The 23,402-nt window shown below is 72.3% G+C and carries 22 protein-coding genes; 13 read left to right on the top strand and 9 right to left on the bottom strand.

What is annotated here, in order from left to right:
- Positions 1-19: 19 nt before the first annotated feature.
- Positions 20-1,300, bottom strand: a complete 1,281-nt coding sequence (locus tag KYK13_RS33480) for an amidohydrolase family protein (protein WP_223646890.1) — start codon at positions 1,298-1,300, stop codon at positions 20-22.
- A gap of 275 nt (positions 1,301-1,575) precedes the next feature.
- Between KYK13_RS33480 and KYK13_RS33485 the strand changes: the two genes are divergently transcribed.
- From KYK13_RS33485 to KYK13_RS33495, 3 genes are read left to right on the top strand one after another with little or no spacing between them, the layout of a single operon-like run.
- The gene (locus tag KYK13_RS33485) at positions 1,576-3,807 is read left to right on the top strand and encodes a protein kinase (protein ID WP_370645205.1); all 2,232 of its coding nucleotides are present in this window, start codon (positions 1,576-1,578) and stop codon (positions 3,805-3,807) included.
- 8 nt (positions 3,808-3,815) lie between these two features.
- Positions 3,816-4,832 (top strand): PHB depolymerase family esterase, encoded by a 1,017-nt coding sequence (locus KYK13_RS33490; RefSeq protein ID WP_223638152.1) that lies wholly within the window; start codon positions 3,816-3,818, stop codon positions 4,830-4,832.
- 33 nt (positions 4,833-4,865) lie between these two features.
- Complete coding sequence (locus tag KYK13_RS33495) at positions 4,866-5,606, top strand: carbohydrate deacetylase (RefSeq protein ID WP_223646894.1); 741 nt, start codon at positions 4,866-4,868, stop codon at positions 5,604-5,606.
- Here the strand turns inward: KYK13_RS33495 and KYK13_RS33500 are convergent.
- The gene (locus KYK13_RS33500) at positions 5,593-7,497 is read right to left on the bottom strand and encodes an ATP-binding protein (RefSeq protein ID WP_223638153.1); all 1,905 of its coding nucleotides are present in this window, start codon (positions 7,495-7,497) and stop codon (positions 5,593-5,595) included. The genes KYK13_RS33495 and KYK13_RS33500 overlap by 14 nt on opposite strands.
- Positions 7,498-7,700: 203 nt before the next feature.
- Between KYK13_RS33500 and queF the strand changes: the two genes are divergently transcribed.
- A complete protein-coding gene (gene queF, locus KYK13_RS33505) occupies positions 7,701-8,066 on the top strand; it encodes a preQ(1) synthase (RefSeq protein ID WP_223638155.1) in 366 nt (121 codons plus the stop codon).
- A 10-nt stretch (positions 8,067-8,076) separates the two neighbouring features.
- On the opposite strand, the gene KYK13_RS33510 is transcribed toward queF, so the two are convergent.
- A complete protein-coding gene (locus tag KYK13_RS33510) occupies positions 8,077-9,090 on the bottom strand; it encodes a serine/threonine-protein kinase (protein WP_370645455.1) in 1,014 nt (337 codons plus the stop codon).
- Between the two features lie 353 nt (positions 9,091-9,443).
- Here KYK13_RS33510 and KYK13_RS33515 point away from each other — a divergent pair, with 353 nt between their 5' ends.
- The 3 genes from KYK13_RS33515 to KYK13_RS33525 all read left to right on the top strand — a co-directional run bounded on the left by KYK13_RS33515 (position 9,444) and on the right by KYK13_RS33525 (position 13,061).
- The gene (locus KYK13_RS33515; RefSeq protein WP_223638158.1) at positions 9,444-10,031 is read left to right on the top strand and encodes a hypothetical protein; all 588 of its coding nucleotides are present in this window, start codon (positions 9,444-9,446) and stop codon (positions 10,029-10,031) included.
- A gap of 119 nt (positions 10,032-10,150) precedes the next feature.
- The gene (locus KYK13_RS33520; protein WP_223638160.1) at positions 10,151-11,671 is read left to right on the top strand and encodes a Ppx/GppA phosphatase family protein; all 1,521 of its coding nucleotides are present in this window, start codon (positions 10,151-10,153) and stop codon (positions 11,669-11,671) included.
- Between the two features lie 166 nt (positions 11,672-11,837).
- A complete protein-coding gene (locus KYK13_RS33525; protein WP_223638162.1) occupies positions 11,838-13,061 on the top strand; it encodes a zinc-dependent alcohol dehydrogenase in 1,224 nt (407 codons plus the stop codon).
- Between the two features lie 6 nt (positions 13,062-13,067).
- On the opposite strand, the gene KYK13_RS33530 is transcribed toward KYK13_RS33525, so the two are convergent.
- Together KYK13_RS33530 and KYK13_RS33535 are read right to left on the bottom strand one after the other, a co-directional pair.
- Complete coding sequence (locus tag KYK13_RS33530) at positions 13,068-14,090, bottom strand: S-adenosylmethionine:tRNA ribosyltransferase-isomerase (protein WP_223638164.1); 1,023 nt, start codon at positions 14,088-14,090, stop codon at positions 13,068-13,070.
- The gene (locus KYK13_RS33535) at positions 14,087-14,803 is read right to left on the bottom strand and encodes an SDR family oxidoreductase (protein WP_304504074.1); all 717 of its coding nucleotides are present in this window, start codon (positions 14,801-14,803) and stop codon (positions 14,087-14,089) included. The genes KYK13_RS33530 and KYK13_RS33535 overlap by 4 nt, the downstream gene beginning before the upstream one ends.
- A gap of 90 nt (positions 14,804-14,893) precedes the next feature.
- On the opposite strand from KYK13_RS33535, the gene KYK13_RS33540 reads away from it, so the two are divergent.
- Positions 14,894-15,451: a helix-turn-helix domain-containing protein gene (locus KYK13_RS33540; protein ID WP_223638169.1), complete on the top strand. Its 558-nt coding sequence runs from the start codon at positions 14,894-14,896 to the stop codon at positions 15,449-15,451.
- Positions 15,452-15,673: 222 nt separating this feature from the next.
- Here KYK13_RS33540 and KYK13_RS33545 read toward each other — a convergent pair whose 3' ends face one another.
- Positions 15,674-16,420 (bottom strand): hypothetical protein, encoded by a 747-nt coding sequence (locus KYK13_RS33545; RefSeq protein WP_223638172.1) that lies wholly within the window; start codon positions 16,418-16,420, stop codon positions 15,674-15,676.
- A gap of 161 nt (positions 16,421-16,581) precedes the next feature.
- Between KYK13_RS33545 and KYK13_RS33550 the strand changes: the two genes are divergently transcribed.
- Positions 16,582-18,108: a hypothetical protein gene (locus KYK13_RS33550; RefSeq protein ID WP_223638175.1), complete on the top strand. Its 1,527-nt coding sequence runs from the start codon at positions 16,582-16,584 to the stop codon at positions 18,106-18,108.
- A 61-nt stretch (positions 18,109-18,169) separates the two neighbouring features.
- Here KYK13_RS33550 and KYK13_RS33555 read toward each other — a convergent pair whose 3' ends face one another.
- The gene (locus KYK13_RS33555) at positions 18,170-18,874 is read right to left on the bottom strand and encodes a hypothetical protein (RefSeq protein WP_223638178.1); all 705 of its coding nucleotides are present in this window, start codon (positions 18,872-18,874) and stop codon (positions 18,170-18,172) included.
- Positions 18,875-19,132: 258 nt separating this feature from the next.
- On the opposite strand from KYK13_RS33555, the gene KYK13_RS33560 reads away from it, so the two are divergent.
- On the top strand, positions 19,133-19,714 hold the full coding sequence (locus tag KYK13_RS33560) for a hypothetical protein (RefSeq protein WP_223638181.1): 582 nt from the start codon (positions 19,133-19,135) through the stop codon (positions 19,712-19,714).
- A gap of 14 nt (positions 19,715-19,728) precedes the next feature.
- Positions 19,729-20,304 carry a hypothetical protein gene (locus KYK13_RS33565; RefSeq protein ID WP_223638184.1) on the top strand — a complete coding sequence of 192 codons (576 nt, stop codon included), beginning with the start codon at positions 19,729-19,731 and terminating at the stop codon, positions 20,302-20,304.
- A 3-nt stretch (positions 20,305-20,307) separates the two neighbouring features.
- Here KYK13_RS33565 and KYK13_RS33570 read toward each other — a convergent pair whose 3' ends face one another.
- Positions 20,308-20,910 (bottom strand): 2OG-Fe(II) oxygenase, encoded by a 603-nt coding sequence (locus KYK13_RS33570; RefSeq protein WP_223638187.1) that lies wholly within the window; start codon positions 20,908-20,910, stop codon positions 20,308-20,310.
- Positions 20,911-21,005: 95 nt separating this feature from the next.
- Here KYK13_RS33570 and KYK13_RS33575 point away from each other — a divergent pair, with 95 nt between their 5' ends.
- A complete protein-coding gene (locus KYK13_RS33575; RefSeq protein WP_223638190.1) occupies positions 21,006-21,623 on the top strand; it encodes a DUF4230 domain-containing protein in 618 nt (205 codons plus the stop codon).
- Complete coding sequence (locus KYK13_RS33580) at positions 21,620-22,129, top strand: O-acetyl-ADP-ribose deacetylase (protein WP_223638193.1); 510 nt, start codon at positions 21,620-21,622, stop codon at positions 22,127-22,129. Before KYK13_RS33575 ends, KYK13_RS33580 begins: the two co-directional genes overlap by 4 nt.
- Position 22,130: 1 nt before the next feature.
- Here KYK13_RS33580 and KYK13_RS33585 read toward each other — a convergent pair whose 3' ends face one another.
- On the bottom strand, positions 22,131-23,387 hold the full coding sequence (locus tag KYK13_RS33585) for a tetratricopeptide repeat protein (protein WP_223638196.1): 1,257 nt from the start codon (positions 23,385-23,387) through the stop codon (positions 22,131-22,133).
- Between the last annotated feature and the right edge of the window lie 15 nt (positions 23,388-23,402).

Here is a 23,402-nt window from a genome sequence, read left to right on the forward strand (position 1 = left end):
GCCCCGCTCCCCCCGGACGCTATGACGAGGACATGCGGGCCCACACGGCGGCGGCGGCTTCGCGCGACTGCTCGGCCACCACGGTGGGGTTCACCGACAGGGGCCGGCGCGCCCACACGCGCCACACGCCGTCCACCATCACCGCCTCCACGTGGCGGCTGCCCAGCCCGTGCACCATGTGCCACGCCAGCGTCTCCGCGGTGAGCGGCGTGGGCGACAGGTAGTCCAACACCAGCAGGTCCGCGAGCGCGCCCTCGCGCATGGGGCCGATGGCCGCCTCGAACACCTGCGACGCCAGCCGGTGGCCGTTGGCCAGATAGCGCAGCACGTCGATGGGCTGCCCCGCCTCGCGCGAGCGCAGGTACGCGGCCTGCGCCTCCGCGAACAGGTCCGGCGACGTGCCGTCGGTGCCCAGCGACGCGCGCGCCCCGAACTTCAGCGCGGGCGCGTAGCCCACCTCCTGGCCCTGGTTGGAGCGCGGCGTGTGCAACAGCCACGTGCCCGTGGCCAGCACCTGCGCCAGGTCCGCCCACGCCAGGTGGCCCGCGTGCGCCGCCATCGCGCGGGGCGACAGGAGGTTGCCGTTGAGCAGCCGCGTCACCGGCGGGTTGCCGTGGCGCTCGGTGGACAGCCGCTCGTCCAGCGGATCCTCCGCGAGCGGGAAGTGCAGCCCGGTGCCGGTCGTGTTGAGCGCCTCGCCCAGGCCCTGGAGCGCGTCGTCGCCCAGGGTGAAGCAGGGGCCCGCGCCCACCTGTCCGCGGAAGCGGCCCCGGGCCTTGCGCGCGAAGCTGACCGTCTCCTCCAGGCCCTCCTCGCGGCCCACCGCGCCCATGCGGTCCGTCACCGCGTAGGACAGCACGCCGCGCACGCCCACTTCATGGAGGCCGCGCGCCGAGCGCAGCAGCGAACCCGTCACCGCCTTGGGCGAGGCGTGCAGGTCGAACAGGGTCGTGGTGCCGCACTGGATGGACTCCAGGCCGCCCGCGGTGGCGGCCACCTGCACGGCGTCCAGGTCCAGCGCGTTCTCGAAGGGCCAGCGCACCTGCTCCAGCAGGGCCTGGTAGGACGTGGGCGTCGGACGGTTGAGGCCGCGCGACAGCACGGTCGACAACCGGTGGTGGGCGTTGACGAGCCCCGGGAAGACGAGCTTGCCGGACAGCGCGACCACCTCGTCGTCGGGGCCGGGCGTGAGGTCCTCGCCTCGCGCCACGATGCGCTCCCCTTCGATGCGAAGGTCCACCCGCTCGACCGACGCGGGCTCCAGTTCGACGACGAAACCACCCTTGAGGACGGTGCCCAACATCCCTCCCAGTATCCGCGTCGGTGCGCGCGGCTCGTGAAGGCGGCCCCCTCCCCTTAGGGGTCACGCGTGAGGCCGGGCAGGTTAGCACTCCCGGGCGGTCCGCCGTCATCGGGTCCACACATCCCGGCACCCACACCCGTCGTCCCGGCCCTTTCAACACGGGGGGCATGCCTGGGGCGGCCGGGGCACCCACGGCGGAGCGGTGACAGGCAGGCAGGCAGCCCGTCAGGACGTTGGGCGCCGGGGGCGCGGGCTCGTAGACTGCCGGCACCTTGGTGTCGGAATCCAGCATCTCCTGGGCAGGCCACTACCGCTTGAGCGCGCGCATCGCGACGGGCGGCATGGCGGAGGTGTATCTGGCGCGCGCCATCGGTCCGGACGGGCAGCGCGGCCCGGCCGTGGCGGTGAAGCGGCTGATGCCACACCTGGTCGCGGACCGGCGCATCGTGCAGATGTTCCTCAACGAGGCGCGCATCACCGCGCAGGTGCGCCACCCGAACGTGGTGTCCATCCTGGAGCTGGGCATGGAGGGCGCGGAGCCCTTCATCGCCATGGAGCTGTTGGAGGGCCGCTCATTCGCGGAGGTGCGGCAGGAGGCCGCCGAGCGCGGCCAGCGCGTCCCCCTGGGCATCACCCTGCGCGTGCTGGTGGACGCGTGCCGCGGGCTGGATGCCGCGCACCGCGCCGTGGATGAAGCGGGGCGGCCGCTGCGAATCGTCCACCGCGACTTCACGCCGGACAACATCCACGTCGGGGCGAACGGCGCGGTGAAGGTCATCGACTTCGGCATCGCGAAGGCGGACGCGCTGGGGGCGGGGACGGAGCCGGGGACGCTGAAGGGGAAGTTCTTCTACATGTCGCCGGAGATGATCGCCGGCCGCAACGTGGACCACCGCGCGGACCTGTTCGCCGCGGGGGTGATGCTCTACGAACAACTGTGCGGCCGGCGGCCCTTCACCGGCATGTCCACCGACGAGGTGCTCACGCGCATCTCCGAAGGCAGGCCGAAGCCGCCCACGGCGTTCGACCCGTCGGTGCCGCAGGCGCTGGAGGCGGTGTGCCTCAAGGCGCTCGCGAAGGAGCCCGCGGCGCGCTTCGACAGCCTGCAGACGTTCATCGCGGCCATCGAGATGCTGGGCGGGCCCGCGGAGGTCGCCGCGCCGGCGCAGGTGGCCGCGTACCTGGACACCCTGTTCCCGCCGGACCGCGACCCCAAGCGGCTGGCGCTGCGCAACGCGAGGCTCGCGGATCCGTCGAACTCGGGCTCGGCGGGCGCGCCGGGCGTGGACGTGCTCCCGCCGTTCGGGGTGCAGGGCGTTCCCCCGTGGCCCGTGCCTCCGCCGGCCGCCGCTCCAGCCGTCTCCCGGCCCCGTCCGCCCCCGGGCAGCCACACCGTGTCGATTCGCGGCTCGACCCGGCCCGTGACGGCGGAAGTCCCCGTCACGGCCTCGAGCCCCGCCGCGCAGGGCCTGGCCTCCACCGGACTCCAGGCCGCGGCGGCCCAGGACGCGGGGCGCGGCGAGGCTCCGGCAAGCGCTCGCGCCCCGGCGTCGCGGGGCGCTCCCAGGTCGCGGCGGGCCCTGGCCATCGTCGCGGGCGTGCTCGCGCTGGGCGGACTGGGCGCGGGGGCCGCGTGGCACCTGCGGCGCCCGGACGTGCCGCCCCCCGCGAGGCTCGCCGCCGCGGAGGCCGCCACGACGAAGGAGGCGAAGGTGTCCGCGCTGGACGGGCTGGGCAAGGACGTGCGCGCCACGGCGGCGGAGCTGGCTCGCGCGAGCACGCTGCTGCTCGATTCGGGCGCCCACTCGCAGGCCCTGGCGCTGGCGGAGTCCTACGCCGCGCGCTTCCCGAAGGAGGCGGAGGCGCACCTGCTGGCCGCGCGCGCCGCCACCGAGCTGCGCATGGGCAAGCGCGCCGAACGCGCCATCGACGAGGCCACCGCCCTGGCGCCCAACGACGTCCGCGCGCCCCTGGCCCTGGCCGACCTGCGGGCCCGCCAGGGCGACGTGCCGGGCGCGCTGACCGCGCTCGCGAAGGCCTACGCGCAGGCGCCGGCTTCCGCGGATGTCACCCCCCGCTACGGACAGCTCCTGTCCCAGGGGGGCCGGCTGGATGAAGCCGCCGCCGTGCTGTCCGCCTGGACGCGCCAGCACGACGACGCCGGGTCGCTGGCGGAGCTGGGCTTCGTGCGCTTCCGCCAGGAGAAGCTGGACGACGCCGTCGCCCTGCTCAAGCGCGCGCAGAGAAAGGCCCCCCACCTCGCGGTGGCCCACTCCTATCTGGGCGCCGTCCTCTTCCGGCAGGGCGACCTGCGCGGCGCCGAGCGCGAATACCGCGAGGCCGAGCGTCTGGCTCCGGACGATCCCCGCGCCCTCACCGCGCGTTGCCAACTGCACGTCCACGAAGGCAACGCCGCCGGGGTGGCCGAGGTGAAACGTACGCTGGCGGAAAGGTTCCCGGACCGGGCACCGGCGCTCGCGGCGGAGTGCGGCGGGGGGAACTAGGTTTCCCCATGCACCTTCGCCTCCTCGCCCTCGCCGCGTCCAGCCTGCTGCTGACCGCCACCGCGTGCGGCTCCAGCTCCTCGCCCGACGACCCGCCTGACTCCGGACCGGAGCTTCCGGGCACGGGCTCCGGGGACGTGGCCCCCGCGGACCGCACGGCCTGCTCGGGTCTCACCGTGACGCCGGGCACCTACGACTGGACCGTCGAGCACGGCGGCCACACCCGCGCCTTCCGCGTCCACGTGCCCACCGGCTACGACGCCACGAAGCCCACGCCCGTCGTCCTCAGCTTCCACGGCTTCGGCTCCAATGAAGTGGAGCAGGAGCAGCTGACCGGCTTCTCCGCGCTGGCGGACGCGGAGGGCTTCATCGCGGTGTACCCGCGCGGCCTCAACCTCCCGGAAATCTATGGCCGCGGCGACGCGGACTCGCGCGGGTGGAACGGCGAGGCGTGCTGTGGCCCGGCGCAGATCGCCAACGTGGACGACGTGGGCTTCGTGGACGCGCTGCTCGCGAACCTGGACACCCGCGTGTGCACCGACCCGCGCCGCGTCTTCGCCAACGGCTTCTCCAATGGCGGGTTCTTCTCCTACGAGCTGGCCTGCAAGCGCGCCCAGCGCATCGCCGCCATCGCGCCCGTGTCGGGCATGGACGGCGTGACGGACTGCCACCCGTCGCGGCCCGTCCCGGTGCTCCACTTCCACGGCAGCGCCGACCCGACCATCTATTACGACGGCGGAGCGAACGTCCCGGGCGGCAAGCCCTACCCGTCCGCGCCGGAGTCCGTGCGCCGCTTCGCGGAGCTCAACGGCTGCACCGGCCCGCAGCAGCAGACGTACCAGCAGGGCAACAGCACCTGCGTGGCGTCTACGGGCTGCCAGCCGGCGAGCGCCACCGCGAGCCTGTGCACCATCACCGGCGGCAAGCATGCGTGGCCCGGCCAGCCGCTCTACAATGACGGCACGACGGACCTGGACGCGACCCTCCAGATGTGGCGCTTCTTCCAGGCGCGTCCCCGCCCCTGAAGGAGGCACGCCACGCCGCGCCGGGCCCTCATCATCAACGCCGATGACCTGGGCTACGACCCCGGCGTCACCCGGGGCCTCCTCCAGGCCCTGCGCGAGGGCGTCGTCTCCTCCGCCACCCTGCTGGTGAACGCGCCGGACTCCGAGGCCGCCGCGCGGCAGGCCCGGGGACTCGCCATCGGGTTGCACCTGAACCTGGACCGCGGCGCCCCCGTGGCCCCCGGCTTCCCGCGCGAGTGGCGCACCGGGGACGGAGGCCTCGACGGCTCACGCGTGGGCGAGCTCCCCCCGGACGTGGTGGAGGCGGAGGCGCTCGCGCAGCTGGAGCGGCTGGAGCGGCTCCTGGGCCAGGCCGCCACGCACCTGGACGTGCACAAGCACCTGCACCGGCATCCGCGGGTCCTGGAGGGCGTGGCGCGCGTCGCGAGGCGCGCGGGCCTTCCGGTGCGCTCCATCCACGAGGCCATGCGAAGCGCGCTGAGGGCCCGGGGCGTGGCCACGAACGACCACTTCGTGGGCGAGTCCGGCGAGGCGGCGTACTGGACACCGGAGCGCTTCAGCGAGGCCCTCGCGTCACTGCCCGCCGAAGGCGTCACCGAGTGGATGTGTCACCCGGGGCACCTGCCCGAGCTCGTCACCACCCGCTACGCCGCACAGCGCGAGGTGGAGCGCGCCACGTTCGTGGACGCCCGCGCACGCGAGGCACTGGAGCAGGCCGGAGTGCGCCCCACGGACTTCCGCGTCCTCCACGCGGACGGACTCATGCGGGCGTGACGAGCGGGAGCTCCGGCTCCACCGGCGCCGGCGTGCGGAGCAGCTCGCGCGTCAGCACGTTGCGCACGCCCGCGAGCAGCTCCTCCGCGCGGTACGGCCGGCGGCACAGCGCGGCGTTCTCCTGCGCCCACCACGGCCGCTCATCCCCCGCCAGCAGGATGGGCACCGGCCGCGCGCGGGGCAGCGTGGCGAACGTCTCCAGGAAGCTGCCCACCGGGGACTGCGTGGCGCTCGTGGACAGGACGATGAGGTCCACCGGCAGGTGCGTCGCCTTGCGCAGGGCCTCCGCGCCGCTCTGCACGGTGAACACCTCGAAGCCCTCCGCCCGCAGGGTGCGCTCCGCCGCGGCCTCCTGGTGCGCGTCCTCGTCCAGCACCAGCACGCGCCGGGGCAGCCTGCGCACCTCGTGCGCGGGCATGCGCGGCAGGTCCAGCATGAACGTGGAGCCCTCGCCCTCGCGGCTGCGCAGCGCCAGCGCGCCGCCGTGCATCTTCACGATGGAGTGGCTGATGAACAGCCCCAGCCCCAGCCCGCCGAAGTTCCGGTGCGACACATTGCGCGCCCGGTAGAAGCGCTGGAACACCAGCGCCTGGTCCGCGCCCGGAATCCCGATGCCGTGGTCCTGCACCTGGATGCGCGCCGTCTCCGCCGTGCGCCCCACCCGCACCGCGATGGGCGCCCCCGCCGGGCTGTACTTGTGCGCGTTCTCCAGCAGGTTCACCAGCACCTGCTCCAGCCGGTCCCTGTCGCCCAGCACCCAGACGCCGTCGTGCGGCACGTCCACCGTGAAGGGGCGCTCGAAGGCATGGCGGAAGTGGTCCACCACCTCCGCCACCAGCTGGCCCACCTCCAGCGGCGACGAGTCCAGCGCCAGCCGCCCCAGCTCCAGGCGGCTCGCGTCCAGCAGGTCCTCCACCAGCCCCGCGAGCCGGTCCACCTGCCGCTTGGACTTGAGCACGCTCGCGAGCGCCACCGGCTGACCCGCGGCGATGCGGCGCTCCATGGCGTACAGGCCCAGCTTCAGCGGCGTGAGCGGCGTCTTCAGCTCGTGCGACGCGATGGACATGAACTCCTCGCGCACGCGCAGGGCGGCCTGGGCCTCGCGCAGCAGGCGCGCGTTCTCCACCGCCACCGCCAGCTGGCTGGCCGCCGCGCTCCACATCTCCAGCTCGCGCACGGAGAACGAGGCACCCTGTTCCTTGTAGATGAGCAGGAGCCCCACCGTGCGGCGCGGCGCGCACAGCGGCACCGCCGCGAACACCGGGCCCACCGCGTCGCCGTAGCCGCGCTGGATGCCCAGCTGCGGCTGGCGCAGGGCCAGGGCCTGCCGGTAGGGGTCTTCCGACGGGTCGAACGCGTCCTGGGGCGCGTCCAGGCCCTCCAGGTCCGACACCGCCATGCGCTTGAGCGTCGCGTCGTCCTCTTCGTAGAGGAACACCTCCGCGCGGCGGACCTGGGCGCACCGCACCAGGGCCACCACCGCGGCCGAGCAGACGCGGTCCACCTCCAGCGACTCCCCCACCGCGCGGGCAATCTCCCGCACGGCCTGTGAAAACGCGCCCTCGTCGTCCACGCCGGACGGCTCCACCACCAGCCACGCCCCGGCCTGCCCGTCCGTGTGGGTGGGCTTCACCTGCACGCGCACCTGCCGGAGCGCGCGGGTGATGACATGGCCGGAGTGCGCCCGCTGCTCGCGGATGGCGCGCTCCAGGGCGTCCAGGCTGCGGCCGGGCTCCAGGGCCTCCAGCAGGGGGCGGCCCGGAGCGAGCGCCACGCCCGTCTTGGCCGCGAAGCCCTCCTCGCACCACTGGACGCGCAGGTCGGCCCCCACGCGCAGGAGCGCTTGGGGCAGGCACGAGAGGACATCCTCGACGTCGTTGGGTGGCAGCATGTGAGGGGCGGGACGCGCTCGAAACAGGGGTCGCCGGAGGGAGATAGGAATCCCCGGGCATGATCGCCAACCACCCCAGGACGTTCTCCTGTCCCGGAGGGTCGCGGCACGTTGGGCCCCGAACAGAGCCGGCGCAGGGCAGCCAGGGAGGCGACGTCGTGGAGGGCGGTGACACACGCCGAACGTGTGCTACACGACAGCGCATGCCCTCTCAGCCGTCCAAGGAAATCCAGACCTTCCCCAACCCCGCCGCCGATCGCGACTATGAAATCGCCTTCGACGTGCCGGAGTTCACCTGCCTGTGCCCGCTGACGGGCCAGCCGGACTTCGCGCGCTTCACCATCAAGTACGTGCCGGATCAGCTGTGTGTGGAGCTCAAGAGCCTGAAGCTCTACATGTGGTCCTACCGCAACGAGGGCGCCTTCCACGAGAAGGTGACCAACACCATCGCGGACGACATCATCAAGGCCATCCAGCCGCGCAAGCTCACGGTGGTGGGCGACTTCTTCGTGCGCGGCGGTATCGGGACCATCGTCACCGTGACGCACGACAAGAAGCAGCAGGCCTGAGGCCCAGCGCTCAGCGGGTGAGCTTCTCCAGGAGCGGCACCCACTGGGCCTGGGACAGGTAGAGGCCGGTGCCCGCCGCCGCGATGCCGGCGGCGAGCGAGGCCAGCACCCACTTGAGCTTGCGCGGGGCGCGCGCGGGCTTCTTCGTGGCGAAGACGTCCAGCACGCCCAGCTCCTGCTGGGTGAGGTGCGCCAGCGCTTCGGTCTCGGTGAGCTTCTCGCGGTAGCGCAGGAAGGCCACGAGCAGCGCGGGATGGGACACGCGCACCTCGTGGGCGAGGAACAGGTCCAGCTCGCGGCGCATGGCCGCGGCGTCCGGGAAGCGGGCCTCCGGCCGCACCGACAGCGCGCGCTTCACGATGCGCGCGAGCGGCGGCGGCACATGCGGGGCCACCTTCTGGAGCGGCGTGAACTTGCCGTCGCGGATGCGGGCGAAGACCTCGCCCGCGGTCTTGCCCACGAAGGGGCGGACGCCGGAGAGGGCCTCGTAGAGGAGCACGCCGAGCGAGAAGATGTCGGTTCTCGCGTCGATGGGCGCGCCGGTCACCTGCTCCGGGGACATGTACGACGGCGTCCCCACGGCCATGCCCTGCTGGGTGAGGGCTTCGAGGCTGACATCCTTGGCGATGCCGAAGTCCATCAGCTTCACCTCACCGGACTTGGTGAGCATGACGTTCGCGGGCTTCAGGTCGCGGTGGATGATGCGGCGGAAGTGCGCGTGGTCGAGCGCGCTGGCGATGCGCGCGCCGATGACGGCGGCGACGTCCGGTGGCAGCGGGCCGTCCTTGATGAGGGAGTGGAGGGTGGGGCCGTCCACGAACTCCATGACCATGAAGAGGCTGTCGTTCTTCTCCACCAGGTCATAGAGCGTGACGATGTTCTGGTGGCGGAACGCGGCGAGCGCGAGCGCCTCACGCCGGAAGCGGGACAGGGCCTCCTGGTCGCGCTGGCCCTCGGGGAGCAGCTCCTTGATGGCGACCTCGCGCTGGAGCAGCTCGTGGAGGCCGCGATACACCAGCGCCATGCCACCCCGGCCCAGCTCACCGAGCACGCGGCAGGCGCCAATCTTGCGATGACGGATCCTCTCACTCTTCTCGGCGGCGGCGACGGTCACGGGCACGAAGGGTAGCGATTCACGCCCCATGCGTCGATGGGCCCTCCATCGCCGGGCGGATTCGCACAGGTGCGATGGAAAGACGCGGTGTCGCTGTCTCACGCCAGGTCGCCTACCTGGGGTGGCGGGACTGGCTGGAGGGAGACATGGGGCCGCGACGCGGGTCGCAGGGAAGGACTGCCTCACGGAGCGCTCCGCCTCCCGCCCCCCTCTGATGCACCGCCCCGCGCGCGTTCCCATGCTTCTGCCATCAGGAGGAAGCCATGACGGAACAGGACGCATACATCCAGAAGCTGGAGGCCGAGCAGCGCGAGGCGACCGCTCGCTTCCGTGAAATCGAGGCCCAGGCGGATCTGGCCGACAACGAGGAGGCGCTCGACACCCTCACCGGCGTCCGCGAGTTCAACGGCGACGTCAACCGCGAGCTTCAGGCGATCCGCCGCGCGGACCAGCGCGACTGGGACCGGCTCAAGGACGGCGCGGAGAAGGCCCGCCGCCGCTTCCGTGAGCAGTTGGATCGCGCCGACGCCCACTTCGCGCGGCTGCGCGAGGGTTACCGCCGCCAGCGAGAGGCCGAGCTGGACGAGCTGGGCGCGCAGATGGACCGCTGGGTCGCCTCCCACCAGCAGAGCATGGCCGAGAGCGCGCTCCTCACGCGCGAGGAGCTGGACTTCATGACCCGCGGCCTGGGGAACGCCAGGGAGATGCTCCAGAACCTGCGTCACGCGCGAGGTCAGGTCTGGAAGACGGCCCGCGAGCAGTACGAGGCCAACTGGCGCGAGCTCCAGGAGCGCTCCCGCCGCATCCGCGCCGAGGGTTCCGTTGAAGCCCAGGGGACCTCCCCCTCGTGAAACCCCATCTTCACCAACGCCACACGGCTGTCACACGGCTACGCTAGGAACGCCCCCACCTGGAGGAGCATGGCCCGGAAGGACCGCGCCCCTCCCAGGCGTTTTCAGCACGCGAGCCCATGGCCCTTCCCGCACGTCCCACCCCGCCCCCCGTCCTCGCCGCCATCGATGTGGGCACCAACGCCGTGCGCCTGGAGCTGGCCCGCCCGGACGCCGAGGGCTCGCTCGAAACCCTCCACCAGGAGCGGGACCCCATCCGCCCCGGCGAGGGGGTCTTCACCACCGGCGAGATGCCCCCGGGGACCGCTGACAGGCTGCTGTCCACGCTGCGCCGCTACGCCGCCCTCTGCCGCCGCCACAAGGCCCAGGTGCGCGCCGTCGCCACCAGCGCCCTGCGGGAGGCCCGCAACCGCGCGGACATCGTGCGCCGCGTGCACGAGGAGGCCGGCCTGGAGCTGGAGGTCGTCAGCGGCAAGGAGGAGGCGCGCCTCATCTGCCTGGGCGTGCTGCACCGCAAGCCCGCCAACGCCCGCTCGCTCCTCGTGGACATCGGCGGGGGCAGCACGGAGGTCGCCATCGCCACCGGTGAGAAGCCCGACGAGCTCTGGAGCCTCGCCCTGGGCTCCGTGCGGCTCACCGAGGTCTTCGACACCTCGCGCGCCGTGACTCCCAAGCAGCTGCGGCTGATGCGGAGCTTCGTGGAGGAGACCCTCCACAAGACGCTCCCGGAGAAGCTCCCTGCCCTGCCCCGCGTGGCGCTGGGCTCGTCCGGCACCATTGGCGCGGTGGTGGGCTTCGCCGCCGCGGACAACGGAGGCAACGCCACCGTGCGCCAGCTCACCCAGACCGTGGAGGCCCTGGCGAAGATGCCGCCGGAGCGCCGGCGCAAGCGCTTCGACCCGCGCCGCGCGGACATCATCGTCTCTGGCGCCGTCATCCTGGAGGGCGTCGCGCGCCACCTGGGCGTGGAGTCCGTCAGCGTCGTCAACCGCGGCCTGCGCGACGGCGTGCTGGTGGACCTGCTCTACCGCCAGGACGAATCGCGCGAGGACCACAGCCTGGCGGACGCGGCCCTCGTCATGGGCCAGCGCTTCCGCTTCGACGAGAAGCACGCCCGTCAGGTGGCCCGCCTGTCCCTGGCCCTCTTCGACGGGCTGGCCGCGCTGCACCAGCTGCCCCTGTCCGTGCGCCAGCACCTGGAGGTCGCCGCGCTGCTCCACGACATCGGCACGGCGGTCAGCTACGAGCGCCACCACCGCCACACGTACTACCTCATCCACAACGCGGACATCCCGGGCCTGGCGGACCACGAGCGGGAGATCATCGCGCGCGTCGCCCGCTACCACCGGCGCTCGCTGCCGGAGCTGGCCCACTCCGGCATGGCCGGGCTCACCCCGTCCGAAGCCCGGCGCGTGCGCAAGCTGGCCACGCTCTTGCGCCTGGCGAACGCGCTGGACCACAGCCACCACCAGCCCATCCGCGACTTCAAGGTGACGGACGGCCGCGAGGCGGTGACGCTGCACCTGCACGCCCGCCAGCCGCTCGACCTGGAGCTGTGGAACGCCGAGCGGGAGGTCGCCGCCTTCCGCAAGGTGTTCGGCAAGCGGCTCGCCTTCCAGATCCACACCACCGGGCGCTAGGGCCCCAGGTCTCCCCGCCCGCTCCCCGGAGGAGGGAGCGCGACGCCGGTCCTGCCCGGCTCCGCGGCCATGCCCAGAGTGCAGACGAACAGGTCCCGCGCGCCCTCGAGCGCGGTGGGCCTCCACGTCTTTTTCGGGCGCCCGGCGGGGGGCCAAGGAGCGGAACATGAAGGCAGTCGTTTTCCACGGCATTGGGGACATCCGGCTGGACGACGTCGCGGAGCCGAAGCTGAAGGAGCCCACGGACGCCATCATCCGGCTGACCGCCAGCGCCATCTGCGGCACGGACCTGCACATGATCCGCGGCACGATGGCGGGCATGAAGCCCGGCACCATCCTCGGCCATGAGGGCGTGGGCGTCATCGAGGAGCTGGGCGAGGACGTGCGCAACTTCAACGTGGGCGACCGCGTGGTCATCTGCTCCACCATCGCGTGCGGCAACTGCTCGTACTGCCGCGCGGGCTACTACTCGCAATGCAACGACGCGAACCCCAACGGCCCCGCCGCGGGCACCGCCTTCTTCGGCGGTCCGGAGATGACGGGCCCGTTCGACGGCATGCAGGCGGAGAAGGCGCGCATCCCGTTCGCGGCGGTCACCATGGTGAAGGTGCCGGAGGGCGTCACCGACGACCAGGCCATCCTCGTCTCGGACATCTTCCCCACGGGCTACTTCGGGGCGGAGATGGCGGAGATCAAGCCGGGGGACACCGTGGCGGTGTTCGGCTGCGGCCCGGTGGGCCTGTTCGCCATCGTGAGCGCGAAGCTGCTGGGCGCGGGGCGCGTCTTCGCCATCGACAGCCACGAGGACCGGCTGGCGCTCGCGCGGGCGCAGGGCGCGGAGGTCATCAACTTCGAGGAGGAGGATCCGGTGGAGACGCTCAAGCGCTTCACCGGCGGCATCGGCGTGGACCGGATCATCGACGCGGTGGGCGTGGACGCGCAGCACGCGCACCACGGCCCGGCCGCCAGGAAGGCCAAGGCGGACAAGCCCGAGTTCAAGCGCGAGGTGGAGCAGGTCGCGCCCAAGCAGAAGCCGGACGGCGGCAACTGGGTGCCCGGCGACGGGCCGTCGCAGGTCGCGCAGTGGGCGGTGCAGGCGCTGGCCAAGGCGGGCACGCTGTCCATCATCGGCGTGTATCCGCAGACGATGAACGCGTTCCCCCTTGGCGAGGCGATGAACAAGAACCTCACCCTGCGCATGGGCAACTGCAACCACCGCAAGTACATCCCGAAGCTGCTGGAGCTGGTGCGCTCCGGCGCGGTGGACCCCACGGCCATCCTGAGCCACGTGAAGTCCATGGCCTCCGCCATCGACGCGTACCGCAACTTCGACCTGCGCAAGCCGGGCTGGGTGAAGGTGGAGCTGGAGCCGGGCGCCATGATCCAGTGACGCGCGTCACGCGTCCAGGATGAGGCACGTGTCGCCGAACTCGTGCCCCAGGTAACCCGCGCCTTCCGCGTACGCCGAGGCCCGGTGCAGCAGCGGAAGCGGCGCGAAGGCTTGAAGCAGCGCATGGTGGCTGCTCCCCGGTTCATGCATGCCGGTGAGCAGCCCGTGCACCACCCGGGGCACGTAGCCCGGCCCGAGCAGCAGGTCCGTCACGTCCTCGCCCGCCACCAGCGCCCCGTGTTGGGTCGCGCGTCCTTCCAGCGCGCGCACCACGGTGGTGCCCACCGCCACCACGCGTCCGCCCTTCGCCCGCGTCTCCTCCACCAGGGCCACGGTGCGCTCGGGAATGTCCGAGCGTTCGGGCCGGGGCAGCGCCGCATCCAGCGCCGCGTCGCCCGTGGAGGAGAGTCCCGCCGCGTGCGTGAGGGAGGCCCAGCGCACGCCGCGCGCCTTCAGCCGCAGCAGCACGGACGCGGTGAGGGGCAGGCCCGCCGACGGCATCTCCGCGGCCCACGGCCGTGAGGCGTAGAGCGTCTGCACGTGCCACAGCGCCAGCGGACCCGCCGTGTGCGCGTACTGCACCGGGCGGCCCGCCGTGTAGAGCGCCTGCCAGAGCGCCGCGCCGCGCCGGTCGAAGGCCACGCGCAGGAGCCGGGGAGACGGAGGCAGCACCTCCACCACCCGCGCGATGAGTCCGCCGAGGTCCAGGCGCGCGCCCACGGGGAGTTCGGGCGGTGGGGGCCGGTCCTCGGTGCGCCGGCGCCAGTCGCCCGCGCCGAAGAGGACGGCGGTCCAGGTGTCGTCGGGTTCGCGGGAGAGCAACCGCAGCTCGATGGCGGCGCCGGTCCCGGTGCGGCCCATGAGCGAGCCGGGCAGCGTGGCCGCGTCGTTCATGACGAGCAGGTCTCCTTCACGCAGGAGGTCCGGCAGCTCCGAGGCGACGGTGTCGGTGAGGCGCTCGCGGCGGGGCTGCACGTGCAGGAGCCGCGCGGAGTCGGGGTGTTCCCGAGGCCAGCGGGCGGCGTTCATGCGGCCTCCCACTTCGCGGCCTCGAAGCGCTGGCCGGACGCGGTGTCGCGGGCCTCCACGAGCGCGAGGATGCGCGCGGCCACGTCCTCCGGCTTCGCGAGCGTCGAGGGGTCGGCATCCGGGAGCGCGTCGCGGTGCATGCGCGTGTCCATGTCGCCGGGGTCCACGGTGAGCAGGCGCACGCCGCTGCCCTCGAACTCCGACGCCCAGATGCGCGTCAGGTGTTCCAGCGCGGCCTTCGACACGCTGTAGGCGCCCCAGCGCGGATAGGCGGACACGGCGGCGTCGGAGGTGATGTTGAGGATGAGCCCGCGTCCCCGGACGACCATGCCGCCGGCCACGGCCTTCGTCAGGCGGAAGGGCCCCAGCAGGTTGACCTCCAGCACCTGCGACACGTCCTCGCACGCGGTGTCCAACAGGAGCGGCAGGGGCGTGGGGCCGAGGGTGCTCGCGTTGTTGATCAGCACATCCAGGGGGCCCACGAGCGCGGTGGCCGCGCCGACCAGCGGATGGATGGCCTGCTTGTCACCCACGTCGAAGGCGAGTCCGTGCACCGCGAGCCCCTGGGCCTTCAAGGGCGCGACGGCGGCATCCAGGGCCTGGGGGTCGCGCGCCACGCCCACCACCCGGGCGCCCCGCCGGGCGAAGGCTTCCATCAAGGCCCGGCCGAGTCCCCGGCTCGCACCCGTCACCAGCACAGCTTGGTTCCGCATGTCCATGGCTTGCTCCTTCTTGCACCAGGGATAGCGGACGGGTTCCGACAGGATGGCATGGGCGCCAATGCGTTGGCAGAATGCCACTGTATGAGCGACGAGGATCTTCCGGGCAGGCTGGCGCGCAACCTGCGGACTCTCAGGGAGACGCGAGGGGCCACGCAGGTGCAGCTCGCGAAGCTGGCGGGCGTGCCCCGGGCCACCTGGGCGCATCTGGAGTCCGGCGCGGCGAACCCGACGCTGTCGGTGCTGCACCGGGTGGCGGGGGCGCTACAGGTGTCCCTGGAGGAGCTATTGGCCCGGCCGAAGGCGAGCGCCCGGCACTACCGGCGCGACGTTCTGCCTGCGCGCCAGCGAGGCGCGGCTCTCCTGCGCAAGCTCCTGCCGGATCCGCTGCCGGGCATGGAGTTCGACCGGATGGAGCTGCCGCCCCGAGCACGCATCACCGGCGTGCCCCACACGCCGGGCACCCGTGAGTACCTGGCCTGTGAGTCCGGCACGCTCGCGCTGGTGGCCAGTGGCGAGCGCTTCTTGCTGGAAGCCGGAGACGTCGTCGTCTTCCGGGGGGACCAGAAGCACTCCTATGAGAACCCCGGCACGCGCACGGCGGTGGGCTACTCCGTCGTGCTGCTGGCGCCGTCGCTCTGATGCCCGCTCTCATGGGATGCAGTCATGCGCTTTCGTGCCTGCACCGCGCTTCTCGTTGATGGGGGCTGAGGTGCATTCGCCCAGAACCGCACTTGAGGTCACCGTCTATTCACCTGTCCTCACAGGCGGCGACAACCGCCGGTAGAGGTCGTCCATGCCATGGAGCAGGCGCTTCCAGGTGTGCGCCGGGAACCTGAAGTTCACGGAAGGCTGAGCGCTCCGCTACGCCCCACCGCCCTGCCACGTCAGCATCCCCATCACGCCCACATCCCGCGTCCCACCGGCGTGGAACCTCCAGGGCAGCGCCACACCGAACTCCAGGGACTTCGCCGGACGCGCCAGCAGCCCCGGGGACACGAGCACCGTGGAGGTACCGTCCTCCTCCCTCCAGCCAGCCTCCACCACGGGCCGCAGCGGCCCCAGTGCCAGCACCGCTCCAGCCGCGAAGTCCGGATGCAGCGCGCTTCCCAGTCCGCGCACCCCGGGCAGCGCCTCCGCCTTCAGCTGGAGGTTGAAGCCCACCGGGCCCACGTCCTGATACGCCAGCAGGAGCGGCGCGAAGCCCGGACGGAAGCGGTCGTCCGTGAGGTCCCGCGTGGCCTCCAGGTCCATGCCCAGGCTCAGCGTGAAGCCCCGCCGTCTGTCATTGACCAGCGCCAGGCCAATGCCCGCCTCCGCCGTGTCCAGCCCGCGCGGATCCTCCGGCGTCGTCAGCGCCACCTTCGCTTCCAATTGCACGCGCTCACTCAGGCCGTACTCGGCGCGCACGGGCAGCTCGAAGCGTGTCTCATCATCCTGCCGCGTCCACTCCAGCCCGGTCCCCAGCTCCACCTGGCCCCGCTGCTGCGGTGGCGCTCCGTCTCCCAGGAAGAACTCCTGCACCCGCCCCTGCACCCCTTCCGCCGCCACCGCTGGCACCGACAAGAGGCCCAGAAGTCCCACCGTGACGAGCTGCCGTCCGTTCGCCATGCCAGCAGGGTGAACACGGCCCTGATGCACCGGGGCCTCCCTTCCGTCCCTCCTACCGCCCGGCTGCCTGCTCCCTCCGCTCCCCCCAGCTCTTGCGTGGAGACTTGCGTCACCGCGCGTGAAGGTGGCAAAGCCTTCGGCCCACGCCCCGGACACCGACCATGCTCTTCAAGCCCACCCTCCCCTTCACCGGACACACCGCGGCCCTGCTGGCCCTGGGCATCATCGCCTGTGGCGGCAAGGACGTGCGCCCCGATGACGATGCGAACCCCCACCCCGTCAACGACCCGTGCGTGGAGAGCACCACCGCCGACCCCGCCAGCGGGACGTGCGCGCCGCTGCGCCTTCAGTGCGCCCGGGATTTGAGCGGCTTCAAGACGGACCGCTACGTCTGGCGCGACCGCGACTGCCACGTGCGGTCCGTGTCGCTCGTGCGCAACGACGCGGCGGACCCCGCGGGGTGGAACGGCGGCTATATCCGCCGCTACACCTACGAGGTCGCGGGCACGGAACGCATCTGCGACGGCCAGAACCCGGAGGTCCCCGGCTGGGGCATGGTGACCAGCCACCTGAAGGAAGGCCAGACGTGGGGCGCCTGGACGCAGGACGTGCGTGGCACCGGCCGCGTCGTCTTCAAGGGCGCGCACCACGCGCTGCATGAGTTGAAGTGGCCCCTGTCGCTGGACGGCCACGTGGTGCAGGTGACCGTGCAGTACCTGTTCGCCACCGGGCGGGACCACCCGCTGTATGCCATCACCCACGACGCGTCCGGCTTCCCCGCGAACCAGATTGAAGCCGACGTGCGCTCGCCCTACGGCGACCTGGGCTTCGACGGCAACGCCAACACGGACATCGCCGGCCTGGGCTGGGGCGACCGCTACCGCTTCGTCACCCTGTCCTCCCCCGTGACGATGAACACCGGCTGGGACTACCGCGAACCCAACGTCGTCCCCTTCACGCGCATGTGGACCGCCGCGCCGGACGCGGAGATGGGCGCGGTGCAGACCCAGACGTGGGAGCAGAAGCCCGCGGGCGGCTACTGGCTTTATCCCGAGTGGGGCACGCGTCACGCCAACGGCCCCATGCCCGTGGACTACAACTGGTCCTACCAGCTCAACCAGTACGAGCTGCCCTCCGTCACCAACTCCCACCGGCTCGCGTGGGGCAGCAACTTCGGCGCGGTGGGCCTGTCGCAGTACCCGCGCCTGGGCGACGATGGCGTGATGCTCTCCGGCCATCCCTACCAGAGCTACTCCGTCTTCATGGTGCTGGGCACGCACACGGCCAGCCCCGTGCTGTCGCTCGTGTCGGAGGTGGAGGCCTGGCAGGGCGTGAAGCTCACCGCCTCCGAAGGCACCGTGCGCACGCGGGGGCCCGGGGGCGTGGGTCGCTCGGACTCCGTCGCGTATGACGTCGCCGGCTACAACCCCGTGTACGCCACGTGGGAGGCGGAGGCCGCCTCGAACCGCGTGACGCTGACGTTCGACACCGCGGGGCGCTCGCTCGCGCACCCCATGCTGGTGGTGCACGGCTACACCGCCGCCGCCGCGCCGAAGACGGTCCTGCTGGAGGGCCAGCCGCTGGGCGCGGACACGGACTACTTCGCGTCGGTCGACACTGAGGGCAAGGCGCTCTGGCTCACCCTCCAGCGCGACCTGAAGGGCACCGCCACCCTGAAGGTGGAGTAGCCGCGCTCGCGACGGAGCGGCCCGGGTGCGAACCCGGGGCCGTCCGCTTCACGCCGGAGCGTCAGTCCGCGTTGCCGCTGCCGCCGTAGCCCTGCGGGGCCTGCGAGCGCAGCCGCTGCCACTCGGCGCGGGCGTTCTGCTCCACGCGCTTCTGCTCATCCAGGCGGCGGCGGGAGTCCTCCACGTCGCGCTTGGCCTCCGCGAGGGCGGACATGAAGTTCGCCTCGGACATGTCCTTGGCGCGCACGTCGCCGCTCTTCTCCAGCGCCCGGTACTGGGCCAGGTTGAGCTCCGCGTCCGCCACCTTCAGCTCCGCGGCGCGCAGGTCCTTCTCCGCCTTGGCCGTCTCCGTCTTGCGGTCGTGCCAGGCGACCTCGGCGTCCGCCGCGGCGCGTCCCGCCTCGGCGCCCTGGAGCTTGGACTTCGCCTGCGCGATGGGCGACTGCTGCCCGGTGGCCTCGGCGGCCTTCACCGCGGCCTTCTCCGCCTCCATGCGGCTCTTGGCGGCGTCACCGTTGCGGCGGGCCACCTCCGCGGCGCGCTCGGCGTCACGCACCGCCACCTCGGCGCGCGTCACGTTGTCCGAGGCCTTGGTGCGGGCGAGCTGCGCCTCGCGCACGTCGCCCAGCTGGTCCTCGGGGACGCGCGCCATCATCGCGTCGTCCACGCGCGCCGCCTTCGAGCTGCTGCACCCGGCGAGGAACGTCATGGACGCCCCCAACGCCAGTCCCACCATCCAATGACGCTTCGTCCTGTTCTGGAACATGTCTCGCTCCCCCGTCCAAGAAGATGACTGGGAAAGAACGTAGACACGCTCCCGTCACGCGACAGGTGCCACGGACGCCACCGTTCCCCCTGGAATCCGCGCGGGCCCGGGCAGGCCGTGGAGCAGGCAGGCTCCGGTGCTTTTCCGCCGCGGGTCATTGCCTTCCACGACTTCCGACACGGGGGCATGTCCCAGGCCCGACGGGCCGCGTGTCTCAAGGTCGCGCGGAAGGGACGCGCCACCAGGGAGAGGGACCTCATGAAGCGGATGGGATGGAGTTTCGTGCTGGGAACGGGCTGCGCGCTGCTGTTCGCGGCCTGCGGGTCCGGGCCCGAGGACTTGGGCGACCCCGGGAGTACGGAGTCCGTGAAGATGAGCATCTCGCTCGCGGGGGACGCGTGCGGTGTCGTCACGGCCTCCGCGACCGCGAGCGCGCCGGACCTCCCGCCGCCGTCCCCCCAGTCCCTGTACGTGGGCGACGGCTACATCGAGGGCTACCTGCCCAACATCCCCGTCGGGCGCCGGCGCGTCGTGGAGGTGAGGGCCTACAACCGGACGGGGCTGGAGGTGTACGCCGGCGCCACGGCCGTGGACGTGTATCAGGGCTCCGTGGCGTACGCGCAGCTCTACCTGAAGCGCAACGCGCAGAACTGCCCGGGCGGCAGGACGGGCGACATCTACATCATCGGCACGCTGGAGGGCTCGAACCCGGGCCCGGACGCGGGCTACGACGCGGGGCCGGGGCCGGGCTGGGACGCGGGCTACGACGCGGGTCCGGGTCCGGGCTGGGACGCGGGTCCGGGTCCGATCCATGATGGGGGCGTGTACGACGCAGGCTAGAGCGGGAGCCACCCATGGGAAGCGCAGCGCGGTCCATTGCCATCTTCGTCGTGCTGGGCCTCCTGATGGGCTGCGCCACGGCGTCCTCGATGAACACGGATCTGGAGAAGGGGCCGCTGGGTTCGAGGACGCAGATGACGACGCCCCTCAACGCCACCACCGGGCCGCGCATCGAGCTGCCGTTGGAGTCCGCGGGCCAGAAGCCCTCCACGTTCGCGACCTACATCCGGATCCACGGGAGGGGAAAGACCCGGCGCATCGTCATGGATCGACGCGGCCAGACGTCCTGCATGCCCGGCAAGGACGCCGCGCCCGGCGAGTGTCCGGAGATCAGCGCCGAGGGCCTCGGCGACACCCTCATCCAACGGATGATGCAGCGGGGCCTCCATCCGACCCAGCCGGGGATTGGCCCCGGCGCGGATCTGAGCAAGGACCTCAACTACGACCTGCTCAACTACAGCGTGTTCCTCTTCGACTGGAAGGAGGTGGACGCAGCCATCGCCGTCGTGGACGAGGTGCTCCTCGAATATGACGTCGCCCACTCCTTGGGCATCACCGTGACGGGCATTGATGTGGGCGAGACGCTCTAGCCATTACGTGCCCGGGCCGTAGAACCAGGCGGTGAGGGCCAGGCGGGGGGCGTGGACGGGCATCACCTCATGCTCCAGCCGCTCGCTCAGGAACACCACCAGGCGGTCCAGCACCGGCGCCACGTCCACCGGGGCGCCGGTATCCTCCGGAAAGAGGCGCAGCACGCCGCCGTGCTCCGGCTTCCAATCCGCGTTCGCGTACCAGACGGCGGTGAGGCGGCGGTTGGACCGGCCCGGAAACGCATCGCGATGGCGGGTGTAGTGCGCGCCGCCGCCGGGATAACAGGCGAGCTGCACGTCGAAGCGGCCCAGCCCCAGGTATGAGCCCGTGGACACGGCCTCTCCCAATGCCTGGAAGCGGTGCCACAGGGCTTCGAGCTCGGGGGCCGCGCCGGGCAATACCCACTCGATGTGGTCGCCACGTACGGACCTATCAAGCGCGTGGTCCGCGCCGCGCCGGATGCCTGCGGGCTTCAGCATTCCGGCCTCCACTCGCGCGAGCGCCGCGGCCCTTGCCGCCAGCGCCCGCGCCTCACCAAGGAAGGCGTCCCGCACGAAGTATCCCTGGGAACCCAGGGCCTCCGCCTCCACGTCCGTCAGCTCCATCCTGCGCTACTCCTTCGCGAGTCCCTGTCCGGAAGCCCGCGTCCGCACGCTGCCCCAGAACGCCCCCGGTGCGGAAGCGGGTAGACTTCCCGCCCATGGCGAAGAACGTCTCGCGAGCCCTGTCCCTCCTCGCCGCGCTGGCGCTCGGCGCCCTGGCAGCCTGGGGGCTGCTGCGTCCCACGGCTCCCCGGCTGCCGGACACGGCGGCGGTGGTGGAACAGATGCGCGAGGTGGCCCGGCTGGAGACGCTGGACGTGTCCCTCTACAAGAAGGTCACGTTCACGCCGGAGCCGCAGGCCACGGACGCGCTGTGGAAGGACGTGCTGCTCTGGGCCAGCTACACGCTCCAGAACCCGCACGGCCGCGCCATCGTGTTCGCGGACGCGCACCTGGGCTTCGACTTCCAGCGCTTCGACGCCAGCCACCTGCACGCCGTGGGCACGCGCGTGGACGTGCTCCTGCCGCCGCTGCAAGTCACGGTGGCGCTGCGGCCCGGGGAGACGGAGGTCATCGACTCCAACCTGGACAGCGCGCAGACGGCGCAGTTGCTGGAAAAGGCGCGCCTGGCCTTTGAAAAAGAGGTGCGGCAGGACCGGCGCCTCCAGGAGAAGGCGCGTCAGTCCGCGGAACGCTCGCTGCGAGGCCTGCTGCTCACGCTGGGCTTCCGCGAGGTGCGGTTCGTGGAGACCTTGCCGGTGGGGAGCGCGGGATGACGGAACGGTTGGAGTTGATCCAGGGAGACATCACGCGCGTCGCGGCGGACGCGATCGTGAACGCGGCGAACTCCGGCCTGTCGGGTGGCGGCGGCGTGGACGGTGCCATCCACCGCGCGGCGGGGCCGGAGCTGCTCGCGGCGTGCCGCACGCTGGGCCGCTGTCCCACCGGAGAGGCGCGCATCACGCGGGGCTACCGGCTGCCCGCGGCCCACGTCATCCACGCGGTGGGCCCCTCATGGTGGGGCGGGGACCGCGGCGAGGACGAACTGCTGGCCTCGTGCTACCGGAGCACGTTCGCGTTGATGGAGCAGCACGGGCTGCGCACGGTGGCGTTCCCCGCAATCTCCACGGGCGCCTACGGCTTCCCCATTGAACGGGCCGCGCCCATCGCGCTGCGTGAAATCCGCGCGGCCCTGGCGCGGCGGCCGGAGCTGGAGCGCGTCACCGTGGTCCTCTTCAGCGAGCAGGACTTGAAGGTGTATCAGCGGGCGCTGGGCGCGTAGGTCACGCAGCCCGCAGCGCGTCTCCGTCCAGCACGAACAGCCCGGGCACGCCGTCCGGCGCATGTCCCAGCTCAGCGAGCCTCCGCACCGATTCGCCATCCGCGTCCCGGCACAGGAGCGCCATCTCACGACGCCCCAGGCTCACGCGCAGCGGACCTCCGCCCGTGGCGGCATCCAACCTGCGGCGCTGCGACTTCGTGAGCAGCCGTGCACCGTCGTGCCCGTCGCCGCCCGCCACCGCCCAGACGCCGGAGAACGCCTCCGCCAGCCGCACCTCCCCCTGGTCGATGACGACGGGCCGCACGTCCGCGGGCCGCGGCTCCAGGTTGTGCCACGCCGCCGCGTCCACCGCTTCGAGCGTGAGCCCGGCGTCCTTCAGCGCGGAGGCCGGCAGGTAGCGCATGAACTCCGCGTCCTCCAGCACGTAGAAGACCTCCAGGCCCGCGGGCCCCGGACGGAACAGCGCGCCCTGCGTCCCCGCCACGAAGCCCGAGGGCCGCAGCACCGGGCGCAGCGCATCCAGGGACACGCCCGCGGCACCCACGCCCGAGGACAAGCCGCCCAGCCGCGAAGCCAGCGCCTCCACGTGCGCGGTGAGCCCCTGCGTGCCCGGGGCCTCCTGGTACGCGGCATACAGCGAGCCCACGTCCACGCGGCCCACGCCGCCCGAGGCCAGCTTCACCAGCAGGTCCCGGCCCTGGCGCCGGAAGGCGATGCCCGCACGCCCCAGCGCGGCGGTGAGCGCGGCGGTGAACTCCGGGCGCAGCACCTGCTCCTCGGGCGCGGGAGGCGGAGGCAGGTCCGCGGCCTCCAGCTCCGCGCGCAACAGCTTCGCCTCCTCGTCGAAGGGGTCCCGCTCCACGGCCTCGGCCACGTAGGCGCGGGCGCGCGCACCCTCGCCCTGCCGCAGCGCGAGCACGGCCAGCACCTTGAGGGCCTCCGGGTCGCCGGGGCTCAGGACCAGCGCCTCGCGCAGCTCGGCCTCCGCCTCCCGATGCCGCTCCAGCCCCAGCAGCGCGCGAGCGAGCCCCAGGCGCACCTGGAGGTCCTTGGGGAAGTCACGCCGCAGCGCCTGCATCAACGGCAGGGCTTCGCGCTCCGCGTTCGCGTTGACCAGCGCATGCGCCACGGTGAGGCGCAGCGTAGGTCCGGGAGTCCGCGCGGCCTCCGCACGCAGCGCCTCCAGCTCCGCGCCGCTGAGCACTTCACCCGCCTCCACCTTGCGGCGCAGGCGCTCCAGTTCCGCCGGGGAAATCACGCGCGGACTTTAATG

Origin of the sequence: Corallococcus sp. EGB, assembly GCF_019968905.1 — a bacterium.
GTDB lineage: Bacteria > Myxococcota > Myxococcia > Myxococcales > Myxococcaceae > Corallococcus.

Bases quoted from the DNA above. Each gene is read 5' to 3' on its own strand.
- KYK13_RS33490 (WP_223638152.1), top strand. From the start codon at position 3,816: ATGCACCTTCGCCTCCTCGCCCTCGCCGCGTCCAGCCTGCTGCTGACC.
- KYK13_RS33500 (WP_223638153.1), bottom strand. From the start codon at position 7,497: ATGCTGCCACCCAACGACGTCGAGGATGTCCTCTCGTGCCTGCCCCAA.
- queF (WP_223638155.1), top strand. From the start codon at position 7,701: ATGCCCTCTCAGCCGTCCAAGGAAATCCAGACCTTCCCCAACCCCGCC.
- KYK13_RS33510 (WP_370645455.1), bottom strand. From the start codon at position 9,090: ATGGCGCTGGTGTATCGCGGCCTCCACGAGCTGCTCCAGCGCGAGGTC.
- KYK13_RS33515 (WP_223638158.1), top strand. From the start codon at position 9,444: ATGACGGAACAGGACGCATACATCCAGAAGCTGGAGGCCGAGCAGCGC.
- KYK13_RS33520 (WP_223638160.1), top strand. From the start codon at position 10,151: ATGGCCCTTCCCGCACGTCCCACCCCGCCCCCCGTCCTCGCCGCCATC.
- KYK13_RS33525 (WP_223638162.1), top strand. From the start codon at position 11,838: ATGAAGGCAGTCGTTTTCCACGGCATTGGGGACATCCGGCTGGACGAC.
- KYK13_RS33530 (WP_223638164.1), bottom strand. From the start codon at position 14,090: ATGAACGCCGCCCGCTGGCCTCGGGAACACCCCGACTCCGCGCGGCTC.
- KYK13_RS33535 (WP_304504074.1), bottom strand. From the start codon at position 14,803: ATGCGGAACCAAGCTGTGCTGGTGACGGGTGCGAGCCGGGGACTCGGC.
- KYK13_RS33540 (WP_223638169.1), top strand. From the start codon at position 14,894: ATGAGCGACGAGGATCTTCCGGGCAGGCTGGCGCGCAACCTGCGGACT.
- KYK13_RS33545 (WP_223638172.1), bottom strand. From the start codon at position 16,420: ATGGCGAACGGACGGCAGCTCGTCACGGTGGGACTTCTGGGCCTCTTG.
- KYK13_RS33550 (WP_223638175.1), top strand. From the start codon at position 16,582: ATGCTCTTCAAGCCCACCCTCCCCTTCACCGGACACACCGCGGCCCTG.
- KYK13_RS33555 (WP_223638178.1), bottom strand. From the start codon at position 18,874: ATGTTCCAGAACAGGACGAAGCGTCATTGGATGGTGGGACTGGCGTTG.
- KYK13_RS33560 (WP_223638181.1), top strand. From the start codon at position 19,133: ATGAAGCGGATGGGATGGAGTTTCGTGCTGGGAACGGGCTGCGCGCTG.
- KYK13_RS33565 (WP_223638184.1), top strand. From the start codon at position 19,729: ATGGGAAGCGCAGCGCGGTCCATTGCCATCTTCGTCGTGCTGGGCCTC.
- KYK13_RS33570 (WP_223638187.1), bottom strand. From the start codon at position 20,910: ATGGAGCTGACGGACGTGGAGGCGGAGGCCCTGGGTTCCCAGGGATAC.
- KYK13_RS33575 (WP_223638190.1), top strand. From the start codon at position 21,006: ATGGCGAAGAACGTCTCGCGAGCCCTGTCCCTCCTCGCCGCGCTGGCG.
- KYK13_RS33580 (WP_223638193.1), top strand. From the start codon at position 21,620: ATGACGGAACGGTTGGAGTTGATCCAGGGAGACATCACGCGCGTCGCG.